Source organism: Paracoccus sp. C2R09 (assembly GCF_018860625.1).
In the GTDB taxonomy this organism is placed as follows: domain Bacteria; phylum Pseudomonadota; class Alphaproteobacteria; order Rhodobacterales; family Rhodobacteraceae; genus Paracoccus.
The window spans coordinates 226532-241186 of the sequence record NZ_JAHKQB010000029.1; the positions used below are offsets into that span (position 1 = coordinate 226532).

Below are 14655 nucleotides of genomic sequence, written 5' to 3' on the forward strand. Positions count from 1 at the left end.
GCAGATGACCCAGCACATTCCCTTCTCGCTTCTCGATCTTGCACCGGTGCCCGAAGGCTCGGGCGCGCAGGACGCGATCGCGAACAGCCTCGACCTCGCGCGTCACGCCGAGGAATGGGGCTATCACCGCTATTGGCTGGCCGAACATCACAACATGGAGGGGATCGCCAGCGCCGCGACCGCCGTGCTGATCGGCCTGATCGCGCAGCAGACGCGACGCATCCGCGTGGGGGCGGGGGGCATCATGCTGCCGAACCACGCGCCACTGACCGTGGCCGAGGCCTTCGGCACGCTGGCCACGGCCTTTCCCGACCGGATCGACCTTGGCCTCGGGCGGGCGCCGGGCGGCGATCAGTCGGTGATCCGGGCGCTGCGCCGCGATCCCATGGCCGACACCTTCCCGCAGGACGTGGTCGAGCTGATCGATTATCTGGGCCCGCGGAACCCCAGGGCGGCCGTGCGCGCGCTGCCGGGCGAGGGAACCGAGGTTCCCGTGTGGATCCTAGGCAGCAGCCTGTTCGGCGCGCAGCTGGCCGCGCATCTGGGCCTGCCCTATGCCTTTGCCAGCCATTTCGCACCCGACGCACTGGATCAGGCGCTGCATGTCTATCGCAGCCATTTCCGCCCGTCCGCGCGCTGGCAGCGGCCCCATGCGATGGTCGCCGTAAACGTCTTTGCCGCCGATACGGCACCCGAGGCCGCGCGCCTGCGCACCAGCATGCAGCAGGCCTTCGCGCGTCTGCGCACGGGTGAGACGGGCAAGTTCCCGGCCCCGGTCGACGATATCGATGCCGCGATCGGTGCCCCCATGCGTCGCGCGGTGGATCAGTCGCTGCGCATCACGGCCTGCGGGACCGCGGATGACATTCGCCGGCAGATGGGCGCGATCATCGCGGAGTATCAACCCGACGAGGTGATCCTGACCGGCCAGATCCACGACCATGCCGCGCGGCTGAACAGCTTCCGCATCGCCTCCGAGGTGCTGTCGGACATGCCCGCAAGCAGGGCCGCCTAAGAAAAAGGCCCCGGCGCGATGCCGGGGCCTTTGTCATTCGATGGGTCAGGCGATCACTCGCGGTTGCCCATGAACTGCAGCAGGAACATGAACAGGTTCAGGAAGTCCAGATACAGGCGCAACGCACCCATGATCGCGGTCTTGCCGATGAAGTCGCTGTCCGATCCCGCCATCTGCAGATAGGTGTTCTTGATGTTCTGCGTGTCATAGGCCGTCAGACCCGCGAAGATCAGCACGCCGATGACCGAGATCGCGAACTGCATCGCGCTGGATTGCAGGAAGATGTTCACGATCGAGGCGACGATCAGACCGATCAGGCCCATCATCAGGAAGGTGCCCAGCCCCGACAGGTTCTTCTTCGTGGTATAACCATAGAGCGACAGCCCCGCGAAGGCGATTGCCGTCACCAGGAAGGTCTGCACGATCGAGACCGAGGTGTAGACGAGGAAGATCGAGCTGATCGACACGCCCATCAGGGCCGCGAAGGCGTAGAACACGCCGGTGGCCGCGCCGACCGACAGGCGGTTGATGGCCGCACCGAAGGTGAAGACCATCAGCAGGGGCGCGAACATGATGACCCATTTCAGCGGCGAGCTGTAGATCGCATATCCCAGCTGGGTCAGCTGACCGTCGTTCACGGCGGCGGTGGCGATGCCATAGGCCGCGACGGCGGTCACACCCATGCCCGCAGCCATCAGCCCATAAACCTTGTTCATGTAGGCCCGCAGGCCTTCGTCGACCGCCGCCTGGCGGGCGCCGACGCCCTGCGCGGAGCGGTAGGTGTTGTAGTCTGCCATCGAAGTCTCCCTAAGCATGATTGGCGCATTCGCGCCTTGCTTACGAATATCGTGCAGGTTGGCGCGTTTTTCAACTGACAGCCGCGTCAGCGCGACGTTTTCGGGGCGACCTTCTCAGAAGGTGATGATCACCTTTCCGACGCTGCGCCTCTCGCGAAGCAGGGCAAAGCCCTCGGCGATGCGGTCCAGGGGCAGCGTCACGCCCGATCCGGGATGCAGCCTGCCCGCGCGATACATGTCGAACAGGGCCTTCATGCTGGTTTCGATGACGCCAGGGTCCAGTTCGCGATACCCGTTCCAATAGAGCCCGTGGATCGCGATGTTCTTCACCAGCGCATGGTTCAGGGGCAGGGCAGGCGGTCGCCCCCCCGCGAAACCCACCAGCAGGAACCGCCCCCGACGTTTCAACGCCCCGAATGCGGCCTCGCCCGGTTCCGCCCCCACGGCATCATAGACGACATCGACGCCGCCCATCCCGCGCAGCTCGGCCTTCAGATCGCGACATTCGGCGCTGTCGATCACCAGATCGGCCCCCGCGCGCCGGACGGCCTCCAACCGCTCGGCGCCGCGCGCGACACCGATGACGCGGGCCCCCATCGCATGGCCGATCTCGACCGCCGTAAGGCCGACCCCGCCCGCCGCCCCAAGGACGACGAGGGTTTCACCCGACTTGAGTCGTGCGCGACATGACAGTGCCATGTGACTTGTCCCATAAGCCACATGAAGCCCTGCAGCCTCTGCAAAGCTCATCTCGTCCGGAATCTGCTGGACAAATTCGGCATCGACCGCGACTTCGCCCGCCATGGTCCCGGATGCGGCGACGATCACGCGGTCGCCGGCCACGATCCCGCAACCCGGCGGTGCGCTGACCACGACCCCGGCACCTTCCAGCCCCGGAACATAGGGCGGGTTCTCGGCTTCTTGATAATTTCCCTTGGCCTTAAGGAGATCCGCGAAATTCAGGGCGGCGGCAATCATGCGAACGACAACCTGCCCGGCATGCCCTTTGGGCGGGGTCACCTCGCGTATGACCGGGTCCTGCCCCAGTTCCTCGATTACGGCCGTCCGAATCATCTGCTCTCCCCCGGTTCCTCGGCAGTTGACCGGGAATGCGAATTTCTGTCGAGACCTATATCCAAAGGGATATATGACGGTTCTCCGGACCTGTCTTTTTGGCTAGAATTGGTATGCTTAACCAAGATGACACTCGCTAATTGAGCTTTCTCGGGTTACCGCCTCCTAAGATTGAAAGGGCTAAGCGATGAAGCACAGTGTAGATGTTCATGTTGGTAAACGTATTCGCCATCGCCGCTGGATGATCGGTATGACGCAGCAGCAACTGGCCGATAAGGTCGGTATCAAGTTCCAGCAGATCCAGAAGTACGAAACGGGGATGAACCGCGTTTCGGCCTCTCGTCTCTGGGATATTGCCCAAGCGGTCGACGTTCCAGTCAGTTTCTTCTTCGAAGGGCTGATGGAGGGAGAGATCCCCGATATCGTCGAAGGCGATATCTTCGCCGACAAGGAGGCGCTTCAGCTGGTGCGCGCCTATTATACCATGCCGGCCGCCCAGCGCCGCCAGATCTTCGAACTGGCAAGGGTGCTGTCGGACGCAGCTTGATCTGACCGGGGCCCGCGCATCGTCGCGGGCCCTGTCACCTTGCGCATGCCGCTTTCGGCGTGACGCCTCGATGACGGACGCGCCGGATGACTGGCCCCCGCGCACGGGACGGGTTAAACCCGATCCGAAGCAGCGAAGGGGACCCCATGCACAGCCTGACCGACAGCATTCCGGGGCATGACGCGGCATCGCTGATCCGCACGGCCCATCGCATGGCCGATGCCGCGCGCGACGCGATCCTTCCGCATTTCCGCAGCGACAGCCTGTTCGCCGACAACAAGCGCCCCGCAGATTTCGACCCCGTGACCGAGGCCGACCGCGCCGCCGAACGTGCCATGCGTGCGATCCTTGTCGAAGATCGCCCCCAAGACGGCATCCTGGGCGAGGAATACGGCAGCCGCCAAGGCGTCAGCGGGCTGACCTGGATCCTCGATCCGATCGACGGCACGCGGGCCTTCATCAGCGGTGCCACCAGCTGGGGCGTGCTGATCGGGCTGTCGGACGGGCAGGGCATCCGCTACGGCCTGATCGACCAGCCCTATACCCGCGAACGCTTCGAAGGGGGGCTGGGGCAGGCGCGGTTGGCCGGTCCGATGGGCGAACGCCGGCTTGCGGTGCGGCACGGCGTGGACCTGGACCAGGCGACGCTTCTGACCACCTTCCCCGAGATCGGGACCCAGGCCGAGGGTGACGCCTTCCGCCGCGTGGCGGCACGGGTGCGGCTGACGCGCTACGGTCTGGACTGCTATGCCTATGCGCTTTTGGCGCTTGGGCAGATCGATCTGGTCATCGAGGCGGGTTTGCAGTCCTATGACATTGCCGGTCCGCTGGCCGTCGTTCAGGCGGCGGGCGGCATCGTGACCGATTGGCGGGGCGGCCCTGCACATGAGGGCGGGCAGGTGATTGCCGCCGCCAGTCCCGAACTTCACCGGGCCGCGCTTGAACTTCTGCGCGGCTGATCTGTTGGCCTGATACTGCAACAAGACGAGGGACCGCATGGCCGAAGAACAGATCCTGGACCGACAGGACGACCGCACCGAGACCGATCTGGACCTTGGTCCCGAATGGCTTGCCCGCATCCACGAGGCAATCGAGGCAGGCGACGCGCCCACGCTGAACGCGATGCTGGAGCCGGTGCACCCGGCCGACATCGCCGACCTGATCGAACGGCTGGCCCCCGCCACCCGACGAGAGTTCATCGACCTCTATGCCCGCGAGATCGACGGCGAGATCCTGTCCGAGATCGACGAAAGCATCCGCGAGGAAGTGGTCGAACTGCTGCCCCGCAACGTGCTGGCCGATGCCGTGCGCGAGATGGACAGCGACGATGTCGTCGACCTGATCGAGGATCTGGACGAACCCGACCGCGCCGAGATCCTGGCCGCGCTGGACGAGACCGACCGCGCCGCCGTCCAGCAATCGCTGGCCTATCCCGAATATTCCGCGGGCCGCCTGATGCAGTCCGAGGTCGTGACCGCGCCTGCGGATTGGACCGTGGGCCAGACCATCGATTTCCTGCGGGCCGAGGAATGGCTGCCCGAGCAGTTCTATCACATCATCCTTGTCGATCCGCGCCGCCATCCCATCGGTTATGTCGCGCTCGGGCGTCTGCTGGCCACGCGCCGCGACATCCCTCTGAGCGAGCTGACCGAAGAAAGCTTCCGCACCATCAGCGCCCATGCCGAGGAAGGCGATGTCGCCTATGCCTTCAACCAGTATCACCTGATTTCCGCCCCGGTGGTGGACAGGTCGGACCGGCTGGTGGGCGTCATCACCATCGACGACGCCATGTCGGTCCTGGATGAGGAACACGAGGAGGATATCCTGCGCCTTGCCGGTGTGGGCGAGGAATCCGCCATCACCGACAGCGTGACCGAGACGCTGCGCCAGCGCCTGCCCTGGCTGATCGTGAACCTGGCGACGGCCATCGCGGCCTCGCTCGTCATCGCCATCTTCGAGGCGACGATCCAGCAGGTCGTGGCGCTTGCCGTCCTCATGCCCATCGTCGCCTCGATGGGCGGGAATGCGGGCACCCAGACGCTGACCGTCGCCGTCCGTGCCCTTGCCACCAAGAGCCTGACGGGCAGCAACGTGTGGCGCGTCGTCCGACGAGAGGCCATCGTCGGGCTTCTGAACGGGCTGGCCTTCGCCGTGGTGATGGGGATCGTCGCCTATATCTGGTTCGACGGGGTGTCGCTTGCCGGGGTGATCGCCATCGCCATGGTCGTGAACCTGGCCATCGCGGCGCTTGCGGGCATCCTCGTGCCCCTCGGGCTGGAAAAGGTCGGTGCGGATCCGGCGCTGGCCTCGGGGACGTTCGTGACGACCGTGACCGACGTGGTGGGCTTCTTCGCCTTCCTGGGCCTCGCCTCGGCGGTGCTGCTGTGACGGCCAAGGCAAGCCTGCGGGCCGAGGCCCTGGCCGCCCGCGCCCAGGGGGGCGATGCCGATGCGCTGACGCGTCATCTGACGAATGCGCTGCTGCCCTTCCGCCGCGGCATCGTCGCGGCCTATTGGCCGATCCGGGACGAGGCCGATCCGCGCCCCGCGCTTGACGATCATCAAGGCAGGCTTGCATTGCCGGTGGTGGTCGGTCGCGACATGCCGCTGGTCTTTCGCGAATGGAAATCCGAATTGCCGCTGGTCAGGGGCGATTTCGGGATTGCCCATCCCACCGACGACATGGCAGAGCTTCGGCCCGACGTCGTGATCGTGCCCCTGGCCGGGTTCGACGGTCGGGGCAACCGGCTGGGCTATGGCGGCGGCTTCTACGACCGCAGCCTGCGTCAGCTGCGCGCCACGGGGCCGGTGCTGGCGATCGGATTGGCCTATGGCTGCCAGCGCGTCGAATCGATTCCCGCCGAGGATTTCGACGAACCGCTGGATCTGATCGTCACCGATGCCGGTGCAGTCTTCCCCGAGCGATAAAACATTGGAAATGTGACGTTTTTGCACCGGCTGTGGGCAAGCTGTGGGCCGGTTGTCCATAAGCCTGTGGACAGTTGCGGGACAGGTATCCGCAGCGCCTTGGTTTCATGGGGGTTTTGCGCGATCGCCCCCCGAAATCGCCGGTCCAGCCTGTCGCCCTGTGCACGAATCCGTCGGTAAAACGCGATCCTTCCGGTCAACATGCGAAGGCACGGGCCGGCGCAAATAAAGCGTTTGAACCCACCCATCGCGCGCGCCACCTTGCGGCAAACAGCCCAACCGGCACCGCATGTGGACGCGAGTCGAGCCGCCCCATGCATCATCGTCACGACCGTTCCTGCCCGCGCGTGTTCCGGGCCGGGGCCGGTCCGTCGTGCGGGCGCGATGCAGCAAGGATGGGTCAACCATGCAGATCGAACGTCGCTTCACCAACGACCTGGGCGGTGCCTGGGACGGGATCGCCTTCGCCGCCCACCGGACCGATCACGGCGTGATCATGGCCCCCGAAGGATGGAGCCGTGTCGCCGTCGATGTCCTGGCGCAGGACGTGCTGGCCCGTGGCTGCGTTCCCGACCGTCTGCGTGCCGTCCCCGAGGATGGCGTGCCCGAGTTCCTGTGGTCCTCGATCCCCTGCGACGATGCCGTGATGGGGGATGAGAGCGACCTGCGCCAGGTGATGGACCGCATGGCCGGGGCCTGGGCCCGTCGCGGATGGAAGGCGGGGCTGTTCGCGTCCGAGGATGACGCCCGCGCCTATCTGGACGAGGTCCGCTGCATGATGGCGCGGCAGATGGCGGCGCCTGCGTTGCGCGAATGGGCCGTGACCGGGATCGACTGGGCCTATGGCGCCGAGGTGCCGGACAGCCCTCGGGCGCCGGGTGTCACGGATTCCCGCGATGAACCCGACCTGATGGAGGCGCTGAAGTGCGCCGACCGCGCAGCCGCCGCAAGGGCGCGCGGGGCGATGACGCGCAGCACGTCGCTCCGGGCGATCTGCGATATCGACCATCCGCAGGCACGCCGCTTCATCGACTGGAAGCTGGACGAGGAACGCAAGCTCTCGGCGCTGATCGCGGGATCGCGCCTGCATGCCGACCGGCTGAACGCCGTTCTGACCGCCGCACGCGAGGGGCAGGGCGGCCCCGACATGGCGGCGAACCCAGCCCTGAAGGCCGCCTTGCGTGATGCGCGCCGCGCCCTGATCCCCGAAACCTATGTCCAGCGCGCGCTGGATTACGCACGACAGGGCTTCACCGCCATCGACTTTCCGGTCTTCGATGCCGATTGGGACGGCGAGGGTGCGGCCAGCGTCACGGGGCAGCAGACGGATTGCGTCCTGCGTGTCACCCGCGACTTCATGCAAGCGGCCCAGCAGGGGCGCGACGACGGTCTCTGGGACCGGATCGCGGATGCCGCATGGGCCACGGGCGATCCCGCGCTGCGCTTCCAAGACAACATCCCCGCCTTCGCCGGTGGCCAGGCCAGCGCCCATGCGCATCTGAACCTGATGGCATTCTTGCAGGGCGGGGAGGTCGATCACGACGCGCTGGCCCATGCCGCGCAGCTCTGGGCGCTGACCCTCGGCATCGCGGGCGGCGACGCGATCGGGCTGGGGCCGGTCAATCTGGGCGCGCTGCTGATCGCCATGGGCATCGCCTATGACAGCGACGAGGGGCGCGAGGTCGCCGCGCGCATCGCATCGGTGATGACAGGTGCCGCCTGGGTCGTCTCGGGGCGGATGGCCGCGGATATCGGTCCCTGCGCGGATTTCGCCACCCACCGGGCGGCGATGCTGCGGATGCTGCGCGCCGATGTGCCGTCCCCCGCGCGGGCGCAATTCGCGCAGGCGCTGGATCTGGCCCAAGGGCACGGGCTGCGCCATTCGCAGGTCACGGGCATCGCGCCCGCAGGCCGGCTGAGCCTGCTGATGGGTTGGGAAACCGATGGCATCGACCCCGCATATGCGCTGGTCGGCTTCGCGCCCGATCCCGATGGCGGTCATCGCCGCCGGATCGCCCCCGCAGTTCCGATGGGGCTGGCGATGCTGGGCTATCCCGCCGATGCGGTGTCGCGGATCGTGGCCCATGCAACCGGCCACGCGACCCTTGCAGGCAGCCCCGCGATCGATCACGCGGCACTGGCCGGGCACGGCTTCGGCCCCGCGCAGATCGACCGGATCGAGGCCGCGCTGCCCGATGCCTTCGACATCCGCTTCGTCTTCAACCGATGGACCCTGGGCCAGGATTTCTGCCGCAACGTCCTGGGCATCCCGGCGGACCGGCTGGAGGATCCGGGCTTCGACATGCTGGCGCATCTGGGCTTCTCGGACGGACAGATCGCGCAGGCCAACGACCATGTCTGCGGCGCCATGACGCTGGAGGGGGCGCCCGATCTGGACCCCGCCGATCTTGCCGTCTTCGATTGCGCGGGAACGCTCGGGCGCCAGGGGCGTCGCCGCGTCGCGCCCGAGGCCCGCATCAGGCAGGCTGCCACGCTGCAGGCGCATATGTCCGGCCCCGTCCCCTGCGAGGTGGATCTGCCGCACACCACGACGATTTCCGCGATGCAATCCCTGTTCGAGCTGGCCGACGAGCTGGGCCTGCACGAATGCCGCCTGCGCCGCGAAGGGTCGGGCCTGTCGGCGCAATCGGCAGATCTGTTCGATGATGACGACGAGGAGCTTCTGAGCGAGGCGCCCGCGCAGATCCGTGCGCAGGTCGTGGCCGAACGCGTGGTCGAGAAGATCGTGATGGGCGATGCCGGGCGCACCCACCGCCAGAAGCTGCCGCAGCGGCGCAAGGGCTATACCCAGAAGGCCAGCGTGGGCGGTCACAAGGTCTATCTGCGCACGGGCGAATACGATGACGGATCGGTCGGAGAGATCTTCATCGACATGCACAAGGAAGGCGCGGGCTTCCGGGCGATGATGAACAATTTCGCCATCGCCGTTTCGGTGGGCCTGCAATACGGCGTCCCGCTGGAAGAGTTCGTGGACGCCTTCACCTTCACCCGCTTCGAACCCGCGGGCCCCGTGCAGGGCAATGACAGCATCAAGAACGCCACCTCGATCCTGGATTACGTGTTCCGGGAACTGGCTGTCAGCTATCTCGACCGGACCGACCTTGCGCATGTGAAGCCCGAGGGCGCGCGCTTCGACGATATCGGCGGCGGCCGCGACGAGGGCCGCCGCGCCCCCGCCCGCCCGGAACCCAAATCGCTGACCATGCTGAAGCAGATCAGCAGCGCGGGTTATCTGCGCAAGCGCCTGCCGCAGGAACTGATGGTGCTGCAGGGCGGGCGCGCGGCGCTGCGCCACAACCAGGCCGCGCCATGTGCGTTATGCGGTGGAACGATGAACGATGTGGGCGGCGTTTCGCATTGCGAACACTGCGAGGACCGGGATCAGGGGCGGTCATCGCGATAAAAGGCGACGGATCGTCTTTTGTCTGCAGACGGTTCGGGGTTAGGTTGGCGATCAGGCGGGCCTTCGTCGCCCGCATCAGCAAGACCGCGTTCGGCGCGCAAAGAGGTTTGTCATGAGCAAGATCACCCCGGTTCTGATGGCTGGCGGTTCCGGCACGCGGTTGTGGCCCGTCTCCCGCAAAAGCTTTCCCAAGCAGTTCGCGGAACTGATCGGGGAACAGACCCTGTTCCAGGCCTCGGCCCTGCGCCTGTCGGGCGAGGAATACGATGCGCCGGTGGTGATGACCAATTCGGATTTCCGCTTCATCGTGGCCGAGCAACTGGAACAGGCGGGCATCGCCCCGGGCCGCATCGTGATCGAACCCTCGGGGCGCAATACCGCCCCCGCGATCCTGGCCGCGGCCCTGCTGCAGGCGCAGACCGATCCCGATGCGCTGCTGCTGGTGGCCCCGTCGGATCATGTCATTCCCGATGTCGATGCCTTCCGCGATGCCGTGACGACCGGTGCCGTCGCCGCGCGGCAGGGGCGGATCGTGACATTCGGGATCACGCCGGATCGCCCCGAAACGGGCTATGGCTATCTGGAACTGGCGGGTGACGGTTCGGAAGCGGTCCAGCCGCTGGCGCGCTTCGTGGAAAAGCCCGATGCCCGCAACGCGGCCCTGATGCTGGATGCGGGGAACTATCTCTGGAATGCGGGGATCTTCCTGTTCAGCGCCGCCGTGATGATCGAGGCGTTCAGGACCCATGCGCCCGAATACCTGGAACCCGTCACGCAGGCGGTGGATCAGGCACATTCCGATCTGGGCTTCCTGCGCCTGGCACGCGGCCCCTGGGATGACGCCCGTGACGACAGCATCGACTTTGCCGTGATGGAGAAGGCCGACAACCTCAGCGTCGTGCGCTTTTCGGGGCGCTGGTCCGATCTGGGCGGCTGGGACGCCGTCTGGCGCGAACAGCTGGATGGACAAGAGGGCGGCAATGTCGCCTGCAAGAACTCGACCGCGATCGATTGCGACGACGTGCTGCTGCGGTCCGAAGATGCCGATCTGCAGGTCGTGGGCATCGGTCTGAAGGACATGATGGTCATCGCCACCTCGGACGCGGTTCTGGTGGCCGACAAGTCGCGCGCCCAGGACGTGCGCAAGGCGGTCAGCGCGCTCAAGGCCAAGGGTCACAAGCAGGCCGAATCCTTCCGGCGCGATCATCGCCCCTGGGGCTGGTTCGAGACGCTGGCCCTGGCCGACCGCTTCCAGGTCAAGCGCATCGTGGTCAAACCCGGCGCGGCGCTGTCGCTGCAAAGCCATGTGCATCGGTCGGAACACTGGATCGTCGTCAGCGGCACGGCGCGCGTCACGGTGGACGAACAGGTGACGCTGGTGACGGAGAACCAGTCGATCTATGTGCCGCTCGGGGCGGTGCACCGCATGGAAAATCCGGGCAAGGTGCCGATGGTCCTGATCGAGGTCCAGACCGGCAGCTACCTGGGCGAGGACGACATCATCCGCTACGAGGACGTCTATTCCCGCTCGACCGAGGATTGATCTGGCAGGCGGCCAGGGGGCAGTGCCCCCGGCCGCCCGGTTTCACATCGTCTCGCGGATCTGTTCGACCGTGGATGCGATACCCGCGCGCGGCACCCCGCGAAGCAGCTGATCGCCGATGACGAAGCTGGGCGTTCCCTGAATGCCCATCTTCTGCGCCAGCTCGTAATTCTTGCGCAGGATCTCGGTCACGGCATCGTCCTCCATCCCCGCGATCGCCTGATCGGCATCGACGCCGACATCTTCGGCGATCTGGCGCAGCGCATCGTCCGAAGCCGAACTGCGCAGGGTGATCAGCGCGTCATGGGCCTTCTTGTAAGCCTCGTCCCCGCCCAGATCGCGCACCGACAGGGCAAAGCGGCTGGACCGTTCGCTGTCCTCGCCAAGGATCGGAAATTCCTTCACGATCAGTCGGATGTTGCCATCATCCTCGACGGCATCGAAGACCGAATCGTTGTATTGGCGGCAGACGCCGCAGCGATAATCCATGAACTCGACCATGGTCAGGTCGCCATCGGGATTGCCCCCGACCCAGCTGTGCCCATCCTCGAAGATGGCGGCGCTGTTCTCGGCGATCAGCTCCTGGTCGTTCATCGCGCTGGTCGCGGCCTGGCTTTCCTCCAGCGCGGTGATCGCCTCCACCAGGGTCTGGGGGTTCGCGATCAGGTATTCGCGGACGGCATCGCCGAAGGCCGCCCTCTCCTCGTCGGTCATGGACTGGATGTCGAAGGACAGGGCGGGGCCTGCCAATGCGGTGCCCAAGGCTAGGGCTGCGATCATGCGCTTCATCTGCGAACCTCTGGTCGTTTCGCGCGGCAGCTTGGACCGGGCAGGGCGGGGGCGCAAGCCGGGGGCGAACACGGGCCCGTGACCCGCGTCGCAGGAAGGTGCTTGGCCCCGCCGGTGCTGTCGCGCTATCAGGGCGCCAAAAGAGACGAGGGTCCGAGCATGCGCAAATCCGATCGGGGTCAGGTCGACCCCTTCATCGTCATGGACGTGATGGCCGACGCCGCCCGCGCCGAGGCAGCAGGCCGCCACATCATCCACATGGAGGTGGGCCAGCCCGGCACGCCCGCACCCGAAGGCGCAAGACGCGCGCTGGCCGATGCGCTGGACGCGCCGCTCGGATACACGGTCGCGCTTGGGTTGCCCGAATTGCGGCAGGGGATCGCGGATCTCTATCGCCGCTGGTACGGGATCGACCTGGACCCCGCGCGCGTGGTCGTGACGGCGGGCAGCAGCGGGGCCTTCGTGCTGGCATTCTCGGCCCTGTTCGAGGCGGGCGACAAGGTGGCGATGGGGTTCCCCGGCTATCCCAGCTATCGCCAGATCCTGCGGGCCATGTCGCTGGACCCGGTGGGCATCCCGACCCGTCCCGAGGATCGTTTCCAGCCGCGCCCCGACGATCTGCCCGATGCGCAGGGCCTGATCGTCGCATCGCCCGGCAACCCGTCTGGCACGGTGCTGACCATCCCCGAACTGCAGGCGCTGTCGGACGCCACGCAGGCGCGCGGCATGACGCTGATCTCGGACGAGATCTATCACGGGCTGTCCTATGGCGACCGCTGCCATTCCGCGCTGGAGGTGACGGACGACGTGATCGTCATCAACAGCTTCAGCAAGTATTTCTCGATGACCGGCTGGCGCGTGGGCTGGATGGTGGTGCCGCCCGACATGGTGCGCACATTCGAACGCCTGGCCCAGAACATGTTCATCTGCCCGCCCCATGCCAGCCAGATCGCGGCACTTGCCGCGCTGGATTGCATCCCCGAGGCCGAGGCGAACCTTGCCGTCTATGCCCGCAACCGCAGCCTGATGCTGGAGGGGCTGCCCAAGGCGGGCTTCGACCGCATCGCCCCGCCCGAGGGCGCGTTCTACGTCTATGCCGACGTGTCGCACCTGACCGACAATTCGCTGGACCTGGCCCGAGAGATCCTGGACGGGGCCGGGGTCGCGGTGACGCCGGGGCTGGATTTCGATCCCGATCGAGGGGGGCAGTGGCTGCGCTTCAGCTATGCCCGCGCGACCGAGGACATCGCCGAAGGGCTGCGCCGGCTGACGGATTACATGGCCGCAAGATGAAGGCGCTTGCCGCGATCCTTGCGCTGGCCATGGCGATGCCCGCCTGGGCCGAGGATGCCCGCCTGCTGACGGGCGCATCCTCGGTCACGCAGGCGCCCGACGGCTGGTGGCAGCATGTCTTCGGCCCCGAGCCGCTGGAATTCCGCCTGGTCCTGGATGCGCCCGTGCCGTGGCGGGTCTTCCTGGTGGGCGATCCCGCGCGTCTGGTCGTCGATCTGAAGGGTGTCGATCTTCGGGGAAACAGCCCCAGGGCACTGTTCGGTCAGGAACTTCTGCCCGCGATCCGGTGGGGTGCCTTCCGTCGCGGCTGGGCGCGAATGGTGTTCGAACTGCCGGGCCCCTATCGCGTGACCGAGGCCGGGATGAACGCGCGCAGCCCCGAACCGGGTCTGCGCATCCTTCTGGACCCCGTCTCCGAGGAGGCTTTCGCGCCGCGGCCCTCGGCGGCGGCCGCGTTGCGCAACCTGCCAGATCCCGCCGATATCGAGCTGCCCGAACGCGCCGAGGGGCTGGTCGTCACGCTGGACCCCGGCCATGGCGGTTTCGATCCGGGCGCGCAGGCGGGCGGAGAGACCGAGGCCGTGCTGGTCCTGACCTTCGCGAAGGAACTTCGCGATGCGCTGCAGGCGCGGGGCGTTACGGTGAACATGACCCGCGACCGTGATGTCTATGTCGGGCTGGAATCGCGCATGACCACGGCGCGGGAAGGCGGTTCGCACCTGATGCTGTCGCTGCATGCCGATGCGCTGCCCAAGGGGCAGGCGGCGGGTGCGACCGTGTATGTCTGGAACACCGATGCCAATGCGCGTGCAGCCCGGCAGCTGGGGATGCGCCACGACCGCGCCGACCTGCTGTCGGGGATGGACCTTGCGGGCGAGGATGACGCGCTGGCCACCGCGCTGATGGATTTCGCGCGCACCGACACCCAGCCGCGATCGGATGCCTTCGCGCGGCTGCTGGCATCGCGCATGGCGCTGAAGGGCATCGGGCTGCATGGCAGGCCCATCCAGGGGGCGGCATTCTCGGTGCTGAAATCGCCCGATATCGCGTCGGTGCTCCTGGAACTGGGCTTTCTCAGCGATCCGAACGACCGTCAGAACCTGACCGATCCGATCTGGCGCGGCCGCATGGTCGAGGCGGTGGCGGACGCCACGCTTGCCTGGGGGCGGGACGAGGGCGCGCGCGCGCAGCTGCTTCGACGCTGAGGCGCTTTGACCGGATGGGCGAACGGGTCTATAGAAGCCTC

The 14655-nt window shown here is 66.7% G+C and carries 12 protein-coding genes; 9 read left to right on the top strand and 3 right to left on the bottom strand.

Going from position 1 to position 14655, the window contains the following annotated elements; translation table 11 throughout:
- Nucleotides 1-16 precede the first annotated feature (16 nt).
- Entirely contained in the window at nucleotides 17-1015 is a 999-nt protein-coding gene (locus tag KO490_RS12970; RefSeq protein ID WP_216020154.1) for an LLM class flavin-dependent oxidoreductase, read from the top strand.
- Nucleotides 1016-1068: 53 nt separating this feature from the next.
- Here KO490_RS12970 and KO490_RS12975 read toward each other — a convergent pair whose 3' ends face one another.
- A complete protein-coding gene (locus KO490_RS12975; RefSeq protein WP_216019835.1) occupies nucleotides 1069-1812 on the bottom strand; it encodes a Bax inhibitor-1/YccA family protein in 744 nt (247 codons plus the stop codon).
- Nucleotides 1813-1926: 114 nt separating this feature from the next.
- Entirely contained in the window at nucleotides 1927-2886 is a 960-nt protein-coding gene (locus KO490_RS12980; RefSeq protein WP_216019836.1) for an NADPH:quinone oxidoreductase family protein, read from the bottom strand.
- 187 nt (nucleotides 2887-3073) lie between these two features.
- Between KO490_RS12980 and KO490_RS12985 the strand changes: the two genes are divergently transcribed.
- The 6 genes from KO490_RS12985 to KO490_RS13010 all read left to right on the top strand — a co-directional run bounded on the left by KO490_RS12985 (nucleotide 3074) and on the right by KO490_RS13010 (nucleotide 11327).
- Nucleotides 3074-3433, top strand: a complete 360-nt coding sequence (locus KO490_RS12985; RefSeq protein WP_028725808.1) for a helix-turn-helix domain-containing protein — start codon at nucleotides 3074-3076, stop codon at nucleotides 3431-3433.
- A gap of 146 nt (nucleotides 3434-3579) precedes the next feature.
- Entirely contained in the window at nucleotides 3580-4392 is an 813-nt protein-coding gene (locus tag KO490_RS12990) for an inositol monophosphatase family protein (RefSeq protein ID WP_216019837.1), read from the top strand.
- A 37-nt stretch (nucleotides 4393-4429) separates the two neighbouring features.
- Nucleotides 4430-5821 carry a magnesium transporter gene (mgtE, locus tag KO490_RS12995; RefSeq protein WP_216019838.1) on the top strand — a complete coding sequence of 464 codons (1392 nt, stop codon included), beginning with the start codon at nucleotides 4430-4432 and terminating at the stop codon, nucleotides 5819-5821.
- Nucleotides 5818-6360: a 5-formyltetrahydrofolate cyclo-ligase gene (locus tag KO490_RS13000; protein WP_216019839.1), complete on the top strand. Its 543-nt coding sequence runs from the start codon at nucleotides 5818-5820 to the stop codon at nucleotides 6358-6360. Before mgtE ends, KO490_RS13000 begins: the two co-directional genes overlap by 4 nt.
- A gap of 406 nt (nucleotides 6361-6766) precedes the next feature.
- A complete protein-coding gene (locus tag KO490_RS13005; protein WP_216019840.1) occupies nucleotides 6767-9784 on the top strand; it encodes a vitamin B12-dependent ribonucleotide reductase in 3018 nt (1005 codons plus the stop codon).
- Nucleotides 9785-9896: 112 nt separating this feature from the next.
- Entirely contained in the window at nucleotides 9897-11327 is a 1431-nt protein-coding gene (locus KO490_RS13010; protein ID WP_216019841.1) for a mannose-1-phosphate guanylyltransferase/mannose-6-phosphate isomerase, read from the top strand.
- A 42-nt stretch (nucleotides 11328-11369) separates the two neighbouring features.
- On the opposite strand, the gene KO490_RS13015 is transcribed toward KO490_RS13010, so the two are convergent.
- A complete protein-coding gene (locus KO490_RS13015; RefSeq protein WP_216019842.1) occupies nucleotides 11370-12116 on the bottom strand; it encodes a DsbA family protein in 747 nt (248 codons plus the stop codon).
- A 159-nt stretch (nucleotides 12117-12275) separates the two neighbouring features.
- Between KO490_RS13015 and KO490_RS13020 the strand changes: the two genes are divergently transcribed.
- The gene (locus KO490_RS13020) at nucleotides 12276-13409 is read left to right on the top strand and encodes a pyridoxal phosphate-dependent aminotransferase (protein WP_216019843.1); all 1134 of its coding nucleotides are present in this window, start codon (nucleotides 12276-12278) and stop codon (nucleotides 13407-13409) included.
- Nucleotides 13406-14614 (top strand): N-acetylmuramoyl-L-alanine amidase, encoded by a 1209-nt coding sequence (locus KO490_RS13025; protein WP_216019844.1) that lies wholly within the window; start codon nucleotides 13406-13408, stop codon nucleotides 14612-14614. Before KO490_RS13020 ends, KO490_RS13025 begins: the two co-directional genes overlap by 4 nt.
- The last annotated feature ends 41 nt before the right edge of the window (nucleotides 14615-14655 follow it).

Bases quoted from the DNA above. Each gene is read 5' to 3' on its own strand.
- KO490_RS13025 (WP_216019844.1), top strand. From the start codon at position 13,406: ATGAAGGCGCTTGCCGCGATCCTTGCGCTGGCCATGGCGATGCCCGCC.
- KO490_RS13005 (WP_216019840.1), top strand. From the start codon at position 6,767: ATGCAGATCGAACGTCGCTTCACCAACGACCTGGGCGGTGCCTGGGAC.
- KO490_RS12975 (WP_216019835.1), bottom strand. From the start codon at position 1,812: ATGGCAGACTACAACACCTACCGCTCCGCGCAGGGCGTCGGCGCCCGC.
- KO490_RS12985 (WP_028725808.1), top strand. From the start codon at position 3,074: ATGAAGCACAGTGTAGATGTTCATGTTGGTAAACGTATTCGCCATCGC.
- KO490_RS12980 (WP_216019836.1), bottom strand. From the start codon at position 2,886: ATGATTCGGACGGCCGTAATCGAGGAACTGGGGCAGGACCCGGTCATA.
- KO490_RS13015 (WP_216019842.1), bottom strand. From the start codon at position 12,116: ATGAAGCGCATGATCGCAGCCCTAGCCTTGGGCACCGCATTGGCAGGC.
- KO490_RS12990 (WP_216019837.1), top strand. From the start codon at position 3,580: ATGCACAGCCTGACCGACAGCATTCCGGGGCATGACGCGGCATCGCTG.
- KO490_RS13020 (WP_216019843.1), top strand. From the start codon at position 12,276: ATGCGCAAATCCGATCGGGGTCAGGTCGACCCCTTCATCGTCATGGAC.
- KO490_RS13010 (WP_216019841.1), top strand. From the start codon at position 9,897: ATGAGCAAGATCACCCCGGTTCTGATGGCTGGCGGTTCCGGCACGCGG.
- mgtE (WP_216019838.1), top strand. From the start codon at position 4,430: ATGGCCGAAGAACAGATCCTGGACCGACAGGACGACCGCACCGAGACC.